The organism is Emticicia aquatica, from assembly GCF_923079645.1.
Lineage (GTDB): Bacteria > Bacteroidota > Bacteroidia > Cytophagales > Spirosomataceae > Emticicia > Emticicia aquatica.
Window position 1 is genome coordinate 95,914 of record NZ_CAKLPY010000003.1, and the last position, 19,589, is coordinate 115,502.

The window sequence follows — 19,589 nt, forward strand, 5'->3', positions numbered from 1 at the left end:
CGAAATCTTATTTTGTTTATGCTGCGTATATATAAACTAAAACAAATTTATCCTGATGTACGAGTTTGTTTATTGTTGTCTAGTTTTTATTAAACAATATATTTTTGGTTAGGTAGTATGAAATATCCAAAATACATCTGTTTCTAGGCAATTAATACAAAATTAAGTATCATTTTAATGGTAAAATTTAGAATTTGTAAAGTTTATAAAAATAAAATCTTAAAAGACTTGCTTTTTTTGTTTAAGTTTGTTTAACTTTGCTTCAACAAAAACAAACAGAACTATGACTTCCGTCGAATTTAACTCCGCAATATCAAAAACATCAAAATCATTAAAACCATTTGCAATGAGGTTAACAAAAGACCACGAAGATGCGAATGATTTATTACAAGATACGCTGATGAAAGCATTTTTGAATCGAGATAAATATTCTGATGGAACAAATTTGAAAGCATGGCTTTACACCATTATGAAGAATACGTTCATCACGAACTATCAACGAATGGTGAGAAAAAATACTTTCATTGATACGACCGATAATTTGCATTATATCAATAACATGGAAAGTAGTATTGATAATAACGCTTACTCAGAGTTTGCAATGGAAGATATTAATAATGCTGTTGAAACTTTAGACGAAGCTTATAAAATGCCTTTTTTGATGCACTTTAAAGGGTTTAAATACCACGAGATTGCTCAAAAATTAAGTATTCCAATTGGTACCGTGAAAAACAGAATCCATATTGCACGTAAAGAATTGAAAGATAAGCTCTATATGTATGCTTATTCTTATTAAAATATTATTGACGGTTAGACAGCCGTAATTGTAGTTTTTGGTTAAAAAAGAGGAAGGTTCAAAAAGGTTATCAGCATTGCGGATAACCTTTTTTATTTTACGCATAACCAAACATAAAAGCCATTTAGACAAATCGATGCCAATAAATTAAGCCACATTGTGTTTTTGAAATTCGCTTGACTTTTATCTTTCCAAACTTTCAAAAACCACCAACCAAAAAAGACAAGTGTCGGAAAATTGAAAATCAATAAAACGATAAAATTGTTTTGTGTGAAATAAATGAAAAATGCAGCAAAAGCAATTGAAAAAACAATAGCTGTGAATACAAATGTGCCTTTAATTCCTAACAAAATACTCAATGTTGTATCGCCTCGTTTGGCGTCTTCTTCGTGCTGATAAATCTGTGACATTGGATAAACAGCCCAAAGCATTATTGTACTTATAATGGCTGGCAATAATTGTTCTTGTAGGTTTTGGATATTCTTGGTAAAAGCTAAAATTACTGTAAAATAAGTAAAAGCTCCTTGAAAAAGTCCAACAATAAACCAACTAAGGATTGGGTATTTTTTTAGACGAATCTTATCATTGCTATATGCTTTTGACACTAAACCGTAAATCAGAATCATTCCAGCAAAAAGAGGGTCAATTACAAAAAAACTGATAAGTATTGCAAGAAAATCAACAATCCATGAGGCCCAAAATAGTTTTTTATCAACAGCGGGTGGGTTTTCTAGTCCACCAATACTTCCTTCATCTTTGTCGAAATAGCTATTATAGGCATTGCTGGCAGGATAAATAAAAACATGAAGAATGATAAAAATCCAAATAGCTTTTGGGTGGTCTAAATTAGGAGTTTGACTAATAGCAAACCAATAAACAGGCATTAAAAAAAACGAAAAAGGTAATCTAAAATGTAATAAAATATCTTTAGCAGTCATCTGTTTAATTGTATAATGTTGGCTAATTATTTCAAATCTGATTTAAGAAATTGGGCAAGAATATAGCTTCCAACCAAAATACCGAAGAATATTAAAGATAAATTAAAGTTATAAATTATCATGGCAATTAATGCAATAGATGCAATAAGTAATGCAATAATTGGTGAAATCGGGTAAAATGGTACTCGAAAAGGGCGTTTCAGATTGGGCTCTTTTTGACGTAAAACAAGTAATGAAACCATTGAAAAAATATACATTGTCAAAGCTCCAAAAGCAGAAAGGATAATTATATCAGCCGTTGAATTGGTAAGTAAAGCAATGATACCAAAAGCCATGTTGATTAACAAAGCATTGGCTGGCGTTTTAAATTTTGGATGAACTTTTCCCATTAATGCAGGAGCATTTCCTACTCTTCCAAATTCAAAAGTTGCTCGTCCAGCCGCCAAAACTAACCCATGAAACGAAGCAATTAATCCGCAAGTACCGATGGCCACAATTATTTGATAAATACCACTTTTATCGCTCATAATTTTACTCATCGCCATTGGTAAAGGTGAGTCTGATACACTTCCGTCGGTTTTGTAAACAATTGATTCCCAGCCATTTACTCCAACGGCTGCAATAAAAGTAAGCACACACAGCACAACCAAAGTTGCCATTGCAGAGCCAAATCCCCAAGTAATATCTTTTTGTGGATTATTTGATTCTTCAGCTACATTTGCCAAGCCTTCAATTCCTAAAAAGAACCAAATTGCAAATGGTAAAGCTGCAAAAGCTCCACTAAAATCATTTGGTAAATTGTTGATTACAAGGTTTTTAATTTCAAATTTTGGAAATGTGATGTACCAAAAAATCACTAAACCCAAAACCGCAAAAATGGTAATAATTAACTCAAAAGTTGACGCTAGTTTTGTGCCAAGAATATTGAGTAGGGTAAAAATCAAATAGGCACTTATGGCAACAGAAAGGATTGGAATTTGAGGAAAAACGGCGTTAAAATAAGCTCCAATTCCGACAGCAATCGCGGGCGGAGCAAATAGAAATTCAATATTTTGGGCCATTCCAGCTAAAAATCCCCATTTTTTACCCAATGCACGATTAGCATAATCGAATGCTCCGCCTGCTTTTGGAATAGCACAGGCGAGTTCGGCATAACTCAAAGCAAAAGTTATATAAAGAATAATGACAAAAAATGTGGCAATAGCCATGCCGAGTGTTCCTCCTTTTTCAAGTCCGAGATTCCAACCGAAATACATTCCCGAAATCACATAACCAACACCTAATCCCCAAAGCAGGGTTGGCGTAAGGCTTTTTTGAAGTTTTTGCTCGTTATGATTTGACATTTTTTGTTTAGGGTTGTTGAGAATATCTTTAAAGTAAGGTGTTTAATCTCAAAAAGTCAAGTATAAGTCTAGTCAATCTTAAAATCTATCAAACCAGCCAATTTTTTGGCATAATAAATGCGTTTTGATTAGTAGGTTTTCAATAACGTTGCGTAATTTTGTAAAAAAACTCCCAAGTAATGTCTTATACGTCTGCTTTTCGATGTTGTTGTTGCTGCTAATCATTCAAAAATTAGTCTTTTCTTTTTATTTCTAAGAACATAAAGTTTTGTTAGGGTTGATAATAAAGTCTGAGAACTTATTATTTGCTCGAATAATCAATCATTCATAATCAGTTTTATGCAAAATTTGAAAATTTATAATACACTTTCTCGTCAAAAAGAAGAATTTCAATCTATTACGCCAAATCATGTAGGAATGTACGTATGTGGGCCAACTGTTTATAACAATGTTCACTTGGGCAATGTCCGTACTTTTATGACTTTCGATGTACTTTATCGTTATCTAACGCACATTGGCTATAAAGTTCGTTACGTAAGAAATATTACTGATGTTGGTCATTTGGTTGGTGATGGCGATGAAGGAGAAGATAAAATCGGTAAAATGGCGAAGCTCGAAAAACTAGAACCGATGGAGATTGTACAAAGATATACGAACGATTTTCACACGGTTTTAGAACAATTCAACTTCCTTCCACCGAGCATCGAACCAACAGCTACGGGACATTTGATTGAACAAATTGAAGCCGTTAAAACATTGATTGATAAAGGTTTAGCTTATGAGTCGAATGGCTCAGTTTATTTTGATATTAATAAATACAATGAAGGTGGACATGAATATGGTAAACTTTCAGGGCGAATATTGGACGATTTATTGAATGAAACCCGTGAACTTGATGGACAAGCCGAAAAACATAATCCTTTAGATTTTGCCATTTGGAAAAAAGCTAGCCCCGAACATATTATGCAATGGAAAAGTCCGTGGGGAATGGGTTTTCCAGGGTGGCATTTGGAATGTACTTGTATGAGTACAAAATATCTCGGAGCAACGTTTGATATTCATGGTGGTGGCATGGATTTGAAATTTCCGCACCACGAATGTGAGATTGCTCAAGGCGTAGGCATAACTGGGAAAGAACCAGTAAAATATTGGATGCACTCCAATATGCTAACTGTGAATGGACAAAAAATGTCTAAATCATTGGGAAATTCATTTCTGCCAGCAGAACTTTTTGCAGGAAGTCATCCATTATTGGAGCAAGCTTATAGTCCAATGACTGTACGTTTTTTCATGCTACAATCGCAATATAGAAGTACACTTGATTTTTCAAATGATGCTCTAAAAGCTGCTCAAAAAGGTTTCAGACGTTTAACAAATGGTTTAAGAATTGCAAAAACGCTTAATTTTGAACCAGTAGAAATAACGATTGATGAAAAGAAAAAACTTGATATTGAAAAATCAATAACGGCTTTTTATGACGCCATTAATGATGATTTGAACACAGCGGTTGCGATTGCTCAACTTTTCAATCTTTTGAAATATATCAATATGATTTACATGAATCAATTGCAACCTGCTGCAATTGGTGAGGAAACTTTCAATCAATTAAAAGAGAAATTTGTTCTTTTTATTGAAGATATTTTAGGTCTAAAAGAGGAAAAATCAGAAAATTCGGATGCAGTTTTGAACGGAATGCTAAATCTTTATCGAGAGTATAAAGCCAATCAACAATATGATAAAGTGGATGAAATCAGAACATACTTCAAAGCAAATGGGATGACCATTAAAGATATGAAACACCGCATTGATTGGGCTTGGGAAGAGTAATCGACCAACGCTTTTACGTATCCGTGTGAAGTTTTGAACTTTACACGGATTTTTTTAGCTTTTCATTTGCTTAAATGTATAAAATAAAATGCTTCCGTAGCCCAAAATCAACATTAGATGAAATGGAACTAAGCCATAATTTTTCAAATAAATTTCGATAAATAAGGCAGTAACGAAATAGAAAAACAACAAAAGCTCAATCCATGTACTTTTTGCAATTGTTTTTACTAAATATTTATTGTTTTGCCAAGAATCAGATTGTTTATTGATATTGAATTTTGGTGTACGAACAAATGGCGTTTTTCGTCCCAACCAACCTTCTAAAACAGCAACGCTATTATGAAAAGAAAGTCCCATCATAAATAATAAAAATAGCACAAAACGCTTCACAAATTTCAGAAAACCGAGTCCAGTTTTTTGAAAAGAAATCCAATAAAAACAACCCAAAATCACCCAACTAACTTGAAATAAAGCTGTAAATCGAAAAAATTTATCATAAATTTCGGAATTTGATGCAACCAACATTACTGGTAAACTCAGAATTGACAAGAAGAAAACGGCTACAAAAACGGCACTATTCATCAAATGATAAAATCCGTGTAGCTTTGTGGAAATACTTAAATGGCTGTTGGTCAATAATTTACGCAAGTTTTTTGCAACACATTCGGCTGCTCCTTTTGTCCAGCGGTATTGTTGAGATTTTATGGCACTTATCGTAACAGGAAGTTCAGCAGGGCAACCAACATTTTCCAAATAGACAAATTTCCAACCTAGCATTTGAGCTCGGTAACTCAAATCTAAATCCTCTGTTAAGGTATCTGCTTCCCAACCACCTGCATTTTCAATGGTCTTTTTTCTCCAAATTCCTGCTGTTCCATTGAAATTGATAAAGTGATTTTTAGCATTTCTTCCACCTTGCTCAATCGTAAAATGAGCATCCAAACCGAATGCTTGTAAGTGTGTGAGAAGAGAGTAATTCTCGTTGAGATGCTGCCAGCGAGTTTGAACAACACCCACATTTTTTTCGCTAAAATAAGGTATTGTTTTCTGTAAAAAATCTTTAGGAGGAACAAAATCGGCATCAAAAATTGCAATAAATTCACCTTTGCAGAATGCTAGACCATAAGCCAATGCTCCAGCCTTGAATCCTTGTCTATTTTCTCTTCTAATGTGGTGAATATCAATATTTTTTGCTTGAATTTCTTTTGTTTTTTGAGCAATAATATCTACTGTTTCATCAGTTGAATCATCTAAAATTTGTATTTCAAAACGATTTTTTGGATAGTCAAATGCAGCTATTGCATCAATTAATCGCTCAACTACATAAAGCTCATTATAAACAGGAAGTTGAATAGTAACAAAAGGTAGATTGTCGCTAGTCGATAAGTGTTTACTAATCAACTTTTTTCGACTCAAATAATTAATAATTAAGCTCAACTGCACTAAACTATATGAAAATATGAAAACCAAAGGAATGGCATAAACAAGAAGAATAAAAAGCTCCATCACTGATTGATTTTACAAATATTTAAAAATAGTCGTGATAATTTTATATCCCGCCAAAACTGTACCTTTAACAGTTCCTGAAATTTTAGATTTTCCAACTCTACGTCGGTAATTTACTGCAATTTCAGTAGTTTTCATTTTCATTTTAGCCGCTTTTAACTGCATTTCTACTGTCCAACCATAAGTTGTATCTTGCATATTTAAGGCTATTAATTGCTCAAATTTTATTGCTCGAAAAGGTCCTAAATCTGAATAATGAACACCATAAAATAAATGTAAAAGATTTGTAGCCAGCCAATTACCAAAAATCTGCGGAATTGTCATTGAACCAGCTTGACGCTCTCCCAAAGCTCTTGAGCCGATAACCATGTCATAGTTTTGGTCAATAATTGGCTTGACAAGCAACCGCATTTCTTCTGGGAAATCAGAGTAATCGGCATCTAAAAAAACAATAATATCTGGTTTTTGTTTCTTAGCGTATTCAATACCTTTCAAACACGCAAAACCATAGCCTTGTCGAAGTTCGTCCAAAACTGTTGCTCCAGATTGCCGAGCAACTTTAGACGTTTCATCGCTCGAATTATTATTGACCACAACAACCTCATTTACAAGGTCTTTTGGGATTTCTCGAATGACTTTATCAATTGATTTTGCTTCGTTAAAAGCAGGAATGATGACCAATATTTTCATTAAACTTAATTTTCGACCGCAATTTAGGTTATTTATAGATAAATAAAGGTAAGCAAGCCGACTAAAAGTGTTTTAAAATGCAGTTTTATGTAAATAATTCGGTTGATTCTTTTATTAAAAGTCTTCTTTTATTTGAAATTGTATTTATATTTTTTTTGGTAAAGAATGAAATTCAACCAATCCAGCAATAGGGGATTCTAAGATTTTATTAACACTAATTCCTTGACTATCAGCTACTTTTCTTATTAAATCGGTATAATAAAATGCTATTGAACCAACAAAACTGCAACTTATTTCATAGCACATTGGATATTTGAGAATATATTTTTCAAAAAACTGCAAGAAGCAATTTTCTGCTAATTTTTCACAAAAATAATTTTCAAGATTATCAAACAAAAACCTTGAAAAAGTAGCAAAATAACGATTAGGAAAAGGTTTGTGATAAGCATTTTCTAAAACCGTCAATCTATCCAATATTCCGTATTTTTGTTCAAATTTTTGTCTAATTTCAAATGGCATTTCTTTGTGTAAATAACTCAACAGTAGGGATTTACCTAAGTGTCCACCACTGCCTTCATCACCTAGCCAAAAACCTAAAGGTGGTACTTGAAAACCTGTTTTTTCACCATCAAAATAAATAGAATTAGAACCTGTTCCTAAAATACAAGCAATTCCTGCGGTGCGGCCACAAGCAGCCCGAGCTGCTCCAACCACATCACTTAGTGGGTCGATTTGCTGACAAGTAGGAAAAGTTTTTAAAATTGCTTCTTTTATAATGGCCGCTTTTTCGTCGTTAGTAACGCCCGTCCCGTAGTAATAAACCTGTTTTATTTCGCCTTTACAAATGGGTAAAAGATTAGCTTTTAACTCATTAGCAATCGAATCAGCATCTTGATAATAAGGATTAAAGCCTACGGTTTGTGTTTGTGCAACTACTTCATTTTGGTCTAAAATCCGCCAATCTGTTTTGGTCGAGCCACTATCTGCGATAAGAATCATGCGAGGTTCTATTTACTTCGTTTTTGTAGTTTTGCTTTGGTGGAGAAATCGAAGTACAAATGTTGAAATTGGTACAAATGAAAAATTTCTATGTCAAATTTAGTATAAAAGCCACACTTTAGCAAAATACATATTATCAATTGTGGTGGTCAATTATTTTTTTGAAGTTTGAATAAAACTTTATAAATTAAGAAACTCCAAATTGTTTCAGCAAATAGGGGGGGACTAATTTTAATAAAAATAGTCCTGTAATTCTCAAGAATGTTGTACAATTAGAAAATATAGTGGCATACCGACTGTTATGTTTATTGGAAAAGTTACTGCAAGTGCCATCGGTAAATAAAGCCCTGGATTGGCTTTGGGTACTGTTATTTTCATGGCAGCAGGTACAGCTATATAAGAAGCACTTGCAGCTAACACCGCAAATACGAACCTATTGGTGATGTCAGAAGTAATAAATGAACTTAATAGTGAGAATAGGCACCCATTTAGTATTGGAATAATTATAGCAAACGCAAATGGGAATAAACCGAATGAAAAGAATGCTTTGAGTTTTTGACCGCTTGTAATACCCATGTCCAAAAGAAAAATAGCAAGAAAACCTTTAAACAAATCGTTTGTAAATGGTTTGATTCCCTCCGCCTGTTTGGCATCAGCCATAAATCCTATTATCAGACTTCCCAAAATTAATAAAACACTTCCATTGGTTAAAGAGTGTTTTATTACGGATACTATATCAATTTTGGTGGCTTTTTCTCCTTTATTAAAAATTGAGATTAATACCAGCCCGATAATGATTGCGGGAGATTCCATCAGAGCCATTATTGCAACCATGTGGCCATGAAGGCTAAGTTGCCGAGATTCAAGATAAGAAACAGCCGTTACAAAAGTTACAGCACTTACTGAACCATAAGCAGCGGCTATGGCACCTGCATCATAAACACTTAATTTTCTTTTCAGAATAAAGAAAGTATAAAGCGGAATTAGCATAGAAATACTAATTCCAAATAACATTGACCACCCGATTTCGCTTGTAAATTGTTCGTGTGATAATTCTTGCCCACCTTTAAAACCTATGGAAAATAGTAAGTAAAGAGAAATGAACTTTGATGTATTGGACGGTATTTCCAAATCACTTTTTAAATATACCGCAATAATGCCAAGTACGAAGAATAGAAGTGCAGGATTCGTTAGATTTTCAATAAGTAGATTAAAATTCATAATACTTTGGTTTTAATTGTTATTGTTAAAATTATTTAGTCAATAAATTGTAATTCTCCCGTTCGTAAGGTGTAGAAGGCTCCTACTATTTTTATTTGTTGCTTACTTTCCATCGTCCTTAATATATTACTCTTTGCTCTTATTTGAGCAATGGTATTTCTCACATTATTTTGTGCAACTAATTTTACATAGGCTTCATTATTGGAGGATTTTTCGCCTTCAAAATTTTGACTCATTGCAACAGCGGGTTTTATGTTTGCTAGCATTGACGTGATATTTCCAAGATGCACATCATCGATTGCTCCTTTTACAGCACCGCAGTGTTGATGTCCCATTACTAAAATAAGTTTTGCTCCAGCCACTTTACAAGCAAACTCCATACTGCCCAAAAGGTCGGTGTTAACAAAGTTTCCCGCCACCCTGCCTACAAAAACGTCGCCTATACCTTGGTCAAAAACATCTTCTACTGGGACTCGACTGTCTAAACAGCTTAAAACCATTGCTTTTGGAAACTGCCCGCCAGTTGCAGCTTTTCTTATCGCTTCCGAATGTTCTCGTTGTGTCATATTACCATTCTTAAAACGCTCGTTTCCATCTTTGAACTCCTGCAACACTTGTTCGGGATTCAATAAGTCTTGTTCGGCTTTTGTGGTCACGTGCCTATTTTCGTAAGTAGCTTTTGAAGATTTAATGGTCTCATCTGCATCTCTGTTTTTAGCCCCCGAATTACAACCCCATAATAATTGAATAGCTATAATTAAGACAGCAATATTGAATAGTTTTTTTATCATTTCTTTAGTTTTTTTAATTAAACGCTGCAAAATTGATAATTTCAATTCATAAATTTTTATTTATATTTGTAATGAATTATATAAATATTATTTATGAATTATACCTTAAATCAACTTCAGATATTCTTGAAAGTGGTAAAAACGCAAAGTGTAACCAAGGCTTCGGAAGAATTGCATCTAACCCAACCAGCCGTTTCTATTCAACTCAAAAACTTTCAAGACCAATTTGAAATACCATTGACAGAGGTTGTGGGTAGAAAGATTTTTATCACAGATTTTGGTAGAGAAATTGCAGAGGCTGCTGAAAATATTATCAATCAAGTATATGCTATCAATTACAAAACATTGGCTTATAAAGGGCAGTTAACAGGCAGACTAAAGATTTCAGTGGTATCGACAGGAAAATATGTTATGCCATTTTTCCTTTCCGATTTCATGAAGCAGCACCCAGGCGTAGAATTATTAATGGATGTTACGAATAAAAGTAAAGTTGTAGAAAGTTTAGAAAAAAATGAGGTTGACTTTGCTCTTGTGTCTATTTTGCCAAACAAACTAAATGTCGAGAAACTTGACCTACTTCAAAATAAGTTATACTTGGTTGGGAATTCCAACAAAAAATATAAAAAAAGGGCTACTACTACAGATGTATTCAAAGAATTACCTTTAATATTCAGAGAAAAAGGTTCTGGAACGAGGCAGACGATGGAAAACTTCATTGAACAAAATAGTATTTCTGTTTTAAACAAGATGGAGCTAACATCCAACGAAGCTGTCAAGCAGGCTGTTTTGGCAGGATTAGGTTATTCAATTATGCCATTGATTGGAATAAAAAGCGAATTATATAATGATGAATTACAAATAATACCTGTTAAAGGATTACCAATTAAAACAATTTGGAGTTTAATTTGGCTAAAAGAGAAGAACCACTCACCAGTTTGTATTTCTTTTTTGGATTACTTAAAAAAAGAGAAAGACGCTATTGTTAAAGAAAAATTTAGCTGGAATGAAGAATATTAATAATAAACTTTTGTGAGGCATAATTTTGGTTAACTAAAGATATATGATTTTCATATTAATGTAGATGTCCACCAAAAATTTAGTGAAATGTGCTTTTACGCTTATACTGACAAGTTTTTTTCTTAATGAATCACTTTTAGCTTTTATCACTCTTACAATCTTTTAAACTAACTTAAAAACATAATAATTTCAATGATTTATTTAACTAATTCAATAAATTATTGCGTTAAATTAAAACTTCAAAACTTTAAACTTAAAAAATAGTTAAATTCGCACAAAAGCAACATTACCACTAACGGAATCATGGCAGAAGCGACAGAAAAAGCACTGAATTTTATTGAACAAATTATTGAAGATGACATTGCAGCAGGAAAAAATGATGGTCGAGTTTTGACCCGTTTCCCTCCTGAACCTAATGGCTATTTGCATATTGGTCACGCCAAATCTATCTGTTTGAACTTTGGTGCTGCCCAGAAATACGGTGGAAAAACAAATCTTCGTTTTGATGATACAAATCCTGCGACCGAAGAAACCGAATATGTCGAATCAATTAAAGCCGATGTAAAATGGTTAGGTTTTGATTGGGCTGAAGAACTTTACGCTTCTGACTATTTTGACCATCTTTTTGAATTTGCAAAAAAACTCATTAACAAAAACTTAGCTTACGTTGATGATAGCACTTCTGAAGAAATGGCTGTAATGAAGGGTACACCAACCGTCCCTGGAATCAATAGCCCATATAGAGAACGAACGATTGAGGAAAATCTCGATTTGTTTGAGCGAATGAAAAACGGGGAATTCCCTGAAGGAACGCATGTTTTGAGAGCTAAAATCAACATGGCATCTTCTAATATGTTGATGCGTGACCCAATTATTTATCGCATAAAATTTGCTACACATCATCGAACTGGTGATAAATGGTGTATTTACCCGATGTATGATTTTGCTCATGGACAGTCAGATTCTATCGAAAACATTACGCATTCAATTTGTACATTGGAGTTTGTGCCTCATCGTGAATTATACGATTGGTGTATTGAAAATTTAGAGATCTTTCCTTCAAAACAATATGAATTTGCTCGTTTGAGTCTTTCTTATGCGATTACAAGTAAGAGAAAACTTCTACAATTGGTAAATGAAAACTATGTTTCTGGTTGGGATGATCCTCGTATGCCGACAATTTCGGGTATGAGAAGAAGAGGTTATACACCAGAAGCGATTCGTGAATTTTGTGAGAGAATTGGGGTTGCAAAACGTGATAATTTGATTGATGTAAGTTTATTAGAGTTTTGTGTGCGTGAACATCTCAATAAAATTGCTACTCGTGTAATGGCAGTTCTTGACCCACTTAAAGTAGTGATAACGAACTACCCAGAAGGTAAAGTCGAAGAATTAACTGCTGAAAATAACCCAGAAGACCACGAAAGTGGTTCTCGTTCAATGCCATTTAGCCGTGAAATCTTGATTGAAAAGGATGATTTCATGGAAAATCCGACTAAAAAATATTTCCGTTTGGCTCCTGGATTAATGGTTCGTTTGAAACACGCATATATTATTAAGTGTGATGAAGTGATTAAGGATGAAAATGGAGAAATAGTGGAATTGCGTTGTTCATACATCGAAAATTCACGTAGTGGAAATGATACTTCGGGTATTGCTGTAAAAGGAACAATCCATTGGGTTTCAACTGCTCATGCAGTTAAAGCCGAAGTAAGATTGTATGACCGACTTTTCAAAGTTGAAGACCCAAGCCGTGAAGATGGCGATTTTAAAGATTATGTAAATCAAGATTCTTTACAAACGATTACGGCTTTTGTTGAACCAAGTTTAGTAAATGCCTCATTATCAGAGCATTATCAGTTTTTAAGAAAAGGGTATTTTTGCTTAGACCGTGATACAACCCCTGAAAAATTGGTGTTTAATCGTACCGTTGGTCTGAAAGATACTTGGGCCAAAGAAGCAGTAAAATAAGTTAATGAATAAAAAAAGTCCTCAAATATTTAATCAAATTTTGTGGACTTTTTTGTTCTACACTACTTGGTTTTTAGAACAAAAATTTACTTAGAAATATACCATTCAACAAAAAAAAACGTTATTAGACACAACAATAACAGAGCTTTTATGAAAAATACAATAGTAAAGTTTTTTACGTTTTTCTTCATAAGCATTGGTCTATTTGCACAGACTGCCGATGCTGTTTTTAATAAACATATTGCAGCAACTGGAGGAAAAAAACTTTGGGATAGCGTTTCCACTTATTCTATAAAGCAGGCGTATCGTGGTAATACAGCCGCAGATTATGACATCGAATTGAAAGGTTCATTCAGCGAAGCGGCTCTTTATAAAGCCAAAACAATTTTGAAACGTACATTTATTTATGGCGTAAAAGGAGCAGAAGGCTGGAGAAAAGTACCTCTTGGAAGTAGCGATAAAGCAACACAATATGAAACAAATGACCTAAGTGCAAAAGAACAAGAAAATATGCGTAGAGAGTTGAAAGAAAACATTTTGCCGTTTCTTGATTATCAAAGCAAAGGTTATATCGCAACATTGGTTGGTAGCGAAATACTAAATGGCAATAAAGTTATACAAGTTGAATTGAGTGGAAAAGGAGTAAAATACAATCTCTATTTTGATGAAACAACGGGCTTGTTGGCAAGAAAAAAATTGACACTTAGTACTAACGAAGTAATAACCGAAGATTATACAAAATACATTGATTCGGCATTTGGCATAAAGTTTCCATCTGAATCAACTTATTTGAGTAGCGTTGATAAACGTAATCTTAAAGTAACAACAGTAGTAGTTTTTAATGATAAAATCGCCCCTGATTTTCTTAATCGATAAAAAATTTAATGAAGATTTTTGCCTCTCAGTGGTTTGAGAGGTTTTTTTTTAGCTAAATTTATCAATATTAATAATTTTACGAACCCATTCCAACCAATTCAAAACTTTAGGGGTCTTACTTATATCAACCCTTAAAAATCCATACGGTTGGAAAAAAAATTACCTTTTCATGTATAGCGAACAAGAATTAATACAGGCTTGTATTCGCCAAGAACGATTTGCCCAACGACAACTCTATGAGCGTTTTGCGAGTAAGTTGTTTGTTACTGCTATGCGTTATATGAAAAATAGAAGTGATGCGGAAGATGTTTTACAGGATTCATTTATAAAAATTTACCAAAAATTACCAAATTTTCGATTTGACTGTCCTTTAGAAGCTTGGCTCAGAAAAGTAGTTGTAAACACAGCATTAAAGCAATTACAAAGTCAACCAAATTACATGCAACATACTGATAGTGAGTTAGTTACCGATGATGTTGAGCAAGAAGAATTTACACTTTCTGGGTTTCAGTTTGAGCAATTAATGGAAATAGTACAGAGTTTACCAGAAGGATGCCGAATGGTTTTTAATTTGTATGCAATTGAAGGGTATCAACATAATGAAATAGCGGCTTTGTTAGGAGTTTCGGAAGGAACGTCAAAATCACAATATTCAAGGGCAAGAGTCTTATTACAGCAAAAGCTTAAAGCAATGGGCATTATGCCTAAAGCTCAACTAAATAAAGACTAAATATTAGCAATTTATTGTTTGATATTAAAAATAATAAACAAAAGTGATTTGAATAAAAACTTCTCATATTTTACAGAGAGAGTCATAGCATTTGCTTTAATCACGACACAGAATGGAGTCACAAAGGTTAAATAATTTTGAGGAAGAATGGAAAAAGGCGTTTGAGAATAACGCAATGCCACCACCTAGCGATATGTGGGATAGGATTGAGCGTGAATTAGAAGAAAAGAAACGTCGTCCTTTTTTATTTTTTATTCGCCCAACTGGAATGGTTGCTGGTGTGGCGGCAGCATTGATTTTAGTTTTAGGTGGATTATTCTTATTCAATAAAGGGTTTTTAGAAAAAAATAGTACTCTAGTTGAACAAACAAGCAATTTAGAAACTAACAAAAATCAATCTAAAGTAGGTAGTTTAGAAGTACAAACCACTCAAAATAAATCTGCAAATAATATTGATGTCGAGAATCCATTGTTTGCTACCAACCCTGCACGAAGTGAAATAAAAGAAGGAACTTCACCTAAAAAAGCAACTTATCTGAGTAAAAATAAGATAACTAATACGCTATTTGATATTCAAAATCAGGAAAGAATTCCAGTCTTGTCAAATAATAACTTGGCAGGAGCATTTAATAGAACAGCATCTGATAAGACATTTTCAACGGATAATCAAGGTGTTGACATATCTAAAAATGCAACCCTAAGCGGCCAACAAAAAAATGAATTGGTAGTTGATTTGAAAATTTTACAACCTAAAGTTTATCAATATTTAGGAAGCCACTATACGTTGTACCGAAATAAATTAGCTTTTGAACCGAAAATCAATGAAGCTCCAGTTGTGACGAAGGATGACTCAAAATTTTGGTTAGGAATTCAGTCTGGCGTTTCTCCATTTGACCCGAACATGAAGTTGAATGGACTAAATACAATCGCCTTAAATGAGGCCCGTGCTTATGCTCAAGCATCAAATATACCATCGGGTAATACAGGAAATATCAGTCCTGATAGTAAACCTTCTGGCAGTGTAAATATTTCTCAGCCTAAAAATGCAATCAAGTCAGGTATTGGCATAAATTCTGGATTTGCTTTTGGTTATAAAATTTCAAAGAAATTACATGTAGAAAGTGGCATCAAATATTTGCGTGGTAATTCAACCTTGCAAAGTAATACATACGCTTTTCAACAAAATGGCTATATAAATACATTTTTAGGAGATTATTTGCTACAAAATGCAGGAAATACTGGTTTAAAAGTTGCTAATAGTCCAATAAATACGGTTGTTGCTGATGCGTCTCAATTCAACAATAGGTATGAGTATTTGATGATTCCACTCCAAATAGGTTATGAGATAAGTTTAACCAAAAAATTGGGAATAAATTTATTAGCTGGCGTTTCAACTGATTTATTTTTACAGAATACCATCGCAAATGATAATAGTTTTGTACAAGAAAAAAGTATCATAAATAGTGCTAATAATGTATATAAACCACTCAATTTCAGTGGTTTAGGAGGCATTAGAGCAAATTATTTAATCAGTAAACATTGGCAAGCAATACTTGGAAGTTCGTTCCAACAATCGCTATCTTCGGGTATTAATTCTAGTGATTTACAAATGAAACTTCGTCTGTTTGGTGTTAATTATGGCGTAAATTATCGATTTTGATTAAAGTTTATTGCCACTCATATACCTTAAATATTTCACGATTTCTTCTGCTTCATTGGCTTTTATTCCTAAAGTTGGCATTTTTACATCATTTCGATAACTCGCAGGATTTTGAATAAAGGCTTTTAAATCATCAACTTTCCAGTATTCAGTAACACTTTTTGGAAAGTTTAATTCTGGACCCATTTTCCCTCCAATTTTATTAATAGAATGACACGTTTGACAGCGATTTTTAAATAAATCATAGCCAGCCAATGCTGATTCTTCTTTAGGTTTTAGAGCTGCATCATTTTCATGTAATGGAGCAAAATGTATTTTTACTAAGTTGTAAGGCCATTTATAATCAATATTTTCGGACGAAACGTCAGTATAAACCACATAAAACGGAGCAGCTTTCATTTCGTGACCATCTTTAAAAATCTGTTCCCAATCAAGACCTTTAGGAGCATTTGCATCATTTATCGCCAAAAAAACTTTGGTAGAAAGTAATTTTTCTAAAGGCATTTCGGGTTTATATCCATCTTCGCATTCAAAAACAACCTTAATATCGGCTGGATTGAACTTTTCAATGAAAGTGTATTTTTCTAAAATATCTTTTAAAGGAATCGCATTAAACTTTTTGGTTTTGTGGTAAACAGGGTCATTTTTTACAGTAATTAACTGTGTATTTTTCAGCAATCCTTTAGCTTTCAATGCTAATAAATCAATATCGAGATCGAGTGAGTCATTTTTTTGTGTTTCTTCAATTGCCAATTTGGCTACTTGTAAAGAATCATTGTTATTAGAGGCTTTTGGTGAATTACAAGAAATGTAAATAGTTGATAATAAACTAAATAATATTATATTTTTCATCAAATTAAATGCTTTAAATATTTAAGATTTCACAATAAAATTAATTATAAAACTTTGTTGAAAGAGGTATTTCTCAATTTTTCTCAAAAATTACACTATATTTATGTCAATATTAAATAAAAATTAACCTATGAAAAAAACTAACTTGTGGCAGCAAGTCTGCTTGCTATTACTTTGCCTTAATGTATTCAATCCAGTATTTGCTCAATGGCAAATCTCTGCTAAAAACTTTGACCCCAATAATTATTATGGTGTAACGGTAGCAAACGGCATGGTTGGCATTACGTCATCAGCCGACCCTCTGAAAGTAAAAGAAATTGTTTTGAATGGAACATTTGATACGTATGGTCGTGGGCGAGTGGCTAATATTATGAAAGTTTTTGAATTTGCGAATATGGAGTTAATTATTGATAATCAGATGATTAACCGCAAAAATATTAGCAATTTTGTTCAAACGATTGATATGCAAAATGCTATTTTTAGTACCACTTTTGATTTGGATAATAAAGCGTCAATCAGGTCTAATGTATTGGCTCTAAGGCATTTACCGCATTCGGCTATGATTGAAATGGAAATCACTGCGAAACAAGATATTGAATTTACGCCGATTAGCATCATGCAAACGCCCGATATGTTGCGAGATGTGAAGAATTTTTTTCATACAATTGACCGCCCACATTCATTGATACCTTTGATGACTTCGGTTGCAAAAACACCAACAGGAAAACATACTATTGCAGCATCAAACTCATTTTTGTTTGAAGAAGAACGAGGAAAAGAACCACAATTGATTCATGAAGAATGGGATAATGGAATGCACCGAATGAAGTTTACTAAAAAACTTAAAGCAGGCGATACCTATAAGTTTTCGGTGGTTGGTTCGGTTATTTCTACTGCTCACGTAACAGACCCACACAACGAAGCTGAACGTTTGACGATTTTTGCAGCACTCGAAAAACGTGAACGTTTACTGAAAAAACACAAGGAAGCTTGGGCAGAACTTTGGGAGTCTGATATTGTGATTGAAGGAGATGAGGAAGCTCAACGTGCTGCCCGTTTTTCATTATATAATCTTTATTCGTTTTGTCGAGAAGGACAAGCTTATAGTCTTTCTCCGATGGGTTTATCTGGTTTGGGTTATAATGGTCACGTTTTTTGGGATACTGAGATTTGGATGTTTCCTCCACTATTGGTAATGAAGCCTGAATTAGCAAAGTCATTGCTTGAGTACCGTTTTGAAAGAATGGAGGCTGCAAAATACAATGCAAAATCGCATGGTTATCAAGGGGTTATGTTTCCGTGGGAATCGGATGATTCGGGTCAGGAATCTACGCCAGTTTGGGCATTGACAGGACCATTTCAACATCATATAACAGGCGATGTAGGTTTTGCTTTCTGGAAATATTATCAAGTAACGAAAGATAAAAATTGGCTAAAAGAGCGTGCATATCCCATGTTGAAAGAAGTAGCAGACTTTTGGACAAGCCGTGTAGAGAAAGGAACGGATGGAAAATACCATATTATTAATGTTGTTTGTGCTGATGAATGGGCCGAAAATGTGGACGATAACGCTTATACTAATGGAATGGCAAAAGAGGTTTTAGGATATGCCAATCAAGCGGCTAAAGAATTGGGTTTGCCAGAAAATCCAAAGTGGAAAGAAGTACAAGATGGCCTCGTGATTTTGAAGTTTCCCGACGGAACAACCCGTGAACACGCAACCTATAATGGTGAATTAATCAAGCAAGGTGATGTGAATTTATTGGCTTATCCGATGAAACAAATTACTGATATACCGACAATTAAGAAAGATTTAGACTACTACTGGAAAGCACTTGCAGATAATCAGCCTGGTAGAAAAGGGCAAAGTCCAGCGATGGCACATGGTGTTTTTGCAATTTTAAATATTCGGTTAGGTGAAACTGAAACCGCGTATAAACAATATATGGATAGCTACAAACCAAACGAAGCACCTCCATTTGGAGTTTTAGCTGAAACTGCAGGTGGAACAAATCCTTATTTTGTAACTGGAGCAGGTGGATATTTACAAACACTTATTAATGGCTGGGGCGGCCTAGATATTACTGAAACAGGAATTATTCAACTCAAAACAAAACTACCTAAACAATGGAAGTCTTTGACGCTTAAAGGTGTTGGGGTTGAAAAAAAGACTTTTTCGGTTAAATAATTTACTTTAATGAGAAACCTTCATCTGAATAAATTTCAAAAATAATTATCAAAATATCAGTAAAGATACAATGATAGTTATGATAAATTTGTCAAAAAGATTAGTTTTATGTAGCATTAAAGCATTTTATAAAAACAAAAAAGAGGAATACAATACGTATTCCTCTTTTTTGTAAACGATATTC

The 19,589-nt window shown here is 33.6% G+C and carries 16 protein-coding genes; 8 read left to right on the forward strand and 8 right to left on the reverse strand.

Annotated elements, in window-relative coordinates; translation table 11 throughout:
• Nucleotides 1-283 precede the first annotated feature (283 nt).
• Nucleotides 284-796, forward strand: a complete 513-nt coding sequence (locus MJQ71_RS17130) for an RNA polymerase sigma factor (RefSeq protein WP_238807997.1) — start codon at nt 284-286, stop codon at nt 794-796.
• A gap of 92 nt (nt 797-888) precedes the next feature.
• On the opposite strand, the gene MJQ71_RS17135 is transcribed toward MJQ71_RS17130, so the two are convergent.
• Both MJQ71_RS17135 and eat read right to left on the reverse strand, forming a co-directional pair.
• Entirely contained in the window at nt 889-1,734 is an 846-nt protein-coding gene (locus tag MJQ71_RS17135) for a UbiA family prenyltransferase (RefSeq protein ID WP_238807998.1), read from the reverse strand.
• 26 nt (nt 1,735-1,760) lie between these two features.
• Complete coding sequence (gene eat / locus MJQ71_RS17140) at nt 1,761-3,077, reverse strand: ethanolamine permease (RefSeq protein WP_238807999.1); 1,317 nt, start codon at nt 3,075-3,077, stop codon at nt 1,761-1,763.
• 339 nt (nt 3,078-3,416) lie between these two features.
• On the opposite strand from eat, the gene cysS reads away from it, so the two are divergent.
• On the forward strand, nt 3,417-4,904 hold the full coding sequence (gene cysS, locus MJQ71_RS17145; protein WP_238808000.1) for a cysteine--tRNA ligase: 1,488 nt from the start codon (nt 3,417-3,419) through the stop codon (nt 4,902-4,904).
• A gap of 54 nt (nt 4,905-4,958) precedes the next feature.
• Here the strand turns inward: cysS and MJQ71_RS17150 are convergent, their stop codons facing one another.
• From MJQ71_RS17150 to MJQ71_RS17170, 5 genes are all read right to left on the reverse strand, one after another.
• Nucleotides 4,959-6,410 carry a cellulose synthase family protein gene (locus tag MJQ71_RS17150; protein ID WP_238808001.1) on the reverse strand — a complete coding sequence of 484 codons (1,452 nt, stop codon included), beginning with the start codon at nt 6,408-6,410 and terminating at the stop codon, nt 4,959-4,961.
• 12 nt (nt 6,411-6,422) lie between these two features.
• A complete protein-coding gene (locus MJQ71_RS17155) occupies nt 6,423-7,100 on the reverse strand; it encodes a glycosyltransferase family 2 protein (protein ID WP_238808002.1) in 678 nt (225 codons plus the stop codon).
• Between the two features lie 144 nt (nt 7,101-7,244).
• Nucleotides 7,245-8,099 carry an N-acetylglucosamine kinase gene (locus tag MJQ71_RS17160; RefSeq protein WP_238808003.1) on the reverse strand — a complete coding sequence of 285 codons (855 nt, stop codon included), beginning with the start codon at nt 8,097-8,099 and terminating at the stop codon, nt 7,245-7,247.
• Between the two features lie 255 nt (nt 8,100-8,354).
• The gene (locus tag MJQ71_RS17165; RefSeq protein WP_238808004.1) at nt 8,355-9,320 is read right to left on the reverse strand and encodes a sodium-dependent bicarbonate transport family permease; all 966 of its coding nucleotides are present in this window, start codon (nt 9,318-9,320) and stop codon (nt 8,355-8,357) included.
• A gap of 35 nt (nt 9,321-9,355) precedes the next feature.
• A complete protein-coding gene (locus tag MJQ71_RS17170) occupies nt 9,356-10,111 on the reverse strand; it encodes a carbonic anhydrase family protein (protein ID WP_238808006.1) in 756 nt (251 codons plus the stop codon).
• 93 nt (nt 10,112-10,204) lie between these two features.
• Between MJQ71_RS17170 and MJQ71_RS17175 the strand changes: the two genes are divergently transcribed.
• The 5 genes from MJQ71_RS17175 (at nt 10,205) to MJQ71_RS17195 (ending at nt 16,365) form a co-directional block, all read left to right on the forward strand.
• Nucleotides 10,205-11,128 carry a LysR family transcriptional regulator gene (locus tag MJQ71_RS17175; protein WP_238808008.1) on the forward strand — a complete coding sequence of 308 codons (924 nt, stop codon included), beginning with the start codon at nt 10,205-10,207 and terminating at the stop codon, nt 11,126-11,128.
• Nucleotides 11,129-11,431: 303 nt separating this feature from the next.
• The gene (locus MJQ71_RS17180) at nt 11,432-13,099 is read left to right on the forward strand and encodes a glutamine--tRNA ligase/YqeY domain fusion protein (RefSeq protein WP_238808009.1); all 1,668 of its coding nucleotides are present in this window, start codon (nt 11,432-11,434) and stop codon (nt 13,097-13,099) included.
• A 150-nt stretch (nt 13,100-13,249) separates the two neighbouring features.
• Nucleotides 13,250-13,975 (forward strand): hypothetical protein, encoded by a 726-nt coding sequence (locus MJQ71_RS17185; RefSeq protein WP_238808010.1) that lies wholly within the window; start codon nt 13,250-13,252, stop codon nt 13,973-13,975.
• 169 nt (nt 13,976-14,144) lie between these two features.
• Entirely contained in the window at nt 14,145-14,705 is a 561-nt protein-coding gene (locus tag MJQ71_RS17190; RefSeq protein ID WP_238808011.1) for an RNA polymerase sigma factor, read from the forward strand.
• A gap of 112 nt (nt 14,706-14,817) precedes the next feature.
• Entirely contained in the window at nt 14,818-16,365 is a 1,548-nt protein-coding gene (locus MJQ71_RS17195) for a hypothetical protein (RefSeq protein ID WP_238808012.1), read from the forward strand.
• Here MJQ71_RS17195 and MJQ71_RS17200 read toward each other — a convergent pair whose 3' ends face one another.
• Nucleotides 16,366-17,217 carry a c-type cytochrome gene (locus MJQ71_RS17200; protein WP_238808013.1) on the reverse strand — a complete coding sequence of 284 codons (852 nt, stop codon included), beginning with the start codon at nt 17,215-17,217 and terminating at the stop codon, nt 16,366-16,368. It lies immediately after the preceding gene.
• A 130-nt stretch (nt 17,218-17,347) separates the two neighbouring features.
• On the opposite strand from MJQ71_RS17200, the gene MJQ71_RS17205 reads away from it, so the two are divergent.
• Entirely contained in the window at nt 17,348-19,405 is a 2,058-nt protein-coding gene (locus MJQ71_RS17205) for a kojibiose hydrolase (RefSeq protein WP_238808014.1), read from the forward strand.
• Nucleotides 19,406-19,589: the final 184 nt, after the last annotated feature.

Bases quoted from the DNA above. Each gene is read 5' to 3' on its own strand.
- MJQ71_RS17130 (WP_238807997.1), top strand. From the start codon at position 284: ATGACTTCCGTCGAATTTAACTCCGCAATATCAAAAACATCAAAATCA.
- MJQ71_RS17135 (WP_238807998.1), bottom strand. From the start codon at position 1,734: ATGACTGCTAAAGATATTTTATTACATTTTAGATTACCTTTTTCGTTT.
- eat (WP_238807999.1), bottom strand. From the start codon at position 3,077: ATGTCAAATCATAACGAGCAAAAACTTCAAAAAAGCCTTACGCCAACC.
- cysS (WP_238808000.1), top strand. From the start codon at position 3,417: ATGCAAAATTTGAAAATTTATAATACACTTTCTCGTCAAAAAGAAGAA.
- MJQ71_RS17150 (WP_238808001.1), bottom strand. From the start codon at position 6,410: ATGGAGCTTTTTATTCTTCTTGTTTATGCCATTCCTTTGGTTTTCATA.
- MJQ71_RS17155 (WP_238808002.1), bottom strand. From the start codon at position 7,100: ATGAAAATATTGGTCATCATTCCTGCTTTTAACGAAGCAAAATCAATT.
- MJQ71_RS17160 (WP_238808003.1), bottom strand. From the start codon at position 8,099: ATGATTCTTATCGCAGATAGTGGCTCGACCAAAACAGATTGGCGGATT.
- MJQ71_RS17165 (WP_238808004.1), bottom strand. From the start codon at position 9,320: ATGAATTTTAATCTACTTATTGAAAATCTAACGAATCCTGCACTTCTA.
- MJQ71_RS17170 (WP_238808006.1), bottom strand. From the start codon at position 10,111: ATGATAAAAAAACTATTCAATATTGCTGTCTTAATTATAGCTATTCAA.
- MJQ71_RS17175 (WP_238808008.1), top strand. From the start codon at position 10,205: ATGAATTATACCTTAAATCAACTTCAGATATTCTTGAAAGTGGTAAAA.
- MJQ71_RS17180 (WP_238808009.1), top strand. From the start codon at position 11,432: ATGGCAGAAGCGACAGAAAAAGCACTGAATTTTATTGAACAAATTATT.
- MJQ71_RS17185 (WP_238808010.1), top strand. From the start codon at position 13,250: ATGAAAAATACAATAGTAAAGTTTTTTACGTTTTTCTTCATAAGCATT.
- MJQ71_RS17190 (WP_238808011.1), top strand. From the start codon at position 14,145: ATGTATAGCGAACAAGAATTAATACAGGCTTGTATTCGCCAAGAACGA.
- MJQ71_RS17195 (WP_238808012.1), top strand. From the start codon at position 14,818: ATGGAGTCACAAAGGTTAAATAATTTTGAGGAAGAATGGAAAAAGGCG.
- MJQ71_RS17200 (WP_238808013.1), bottom strand. From the start codon at position 17,217: ATGAAAAATATAATATTATTTAGTTTATTATCAACTATTTACATTTCT.
- MJQ71_RS17205 (WP_238808014.1), top strand. From the start codon at position 17,348: ATGAAAAAAACTAACTTGTGGCAGCAAGTCTGCTTGCTATTACTTTGC.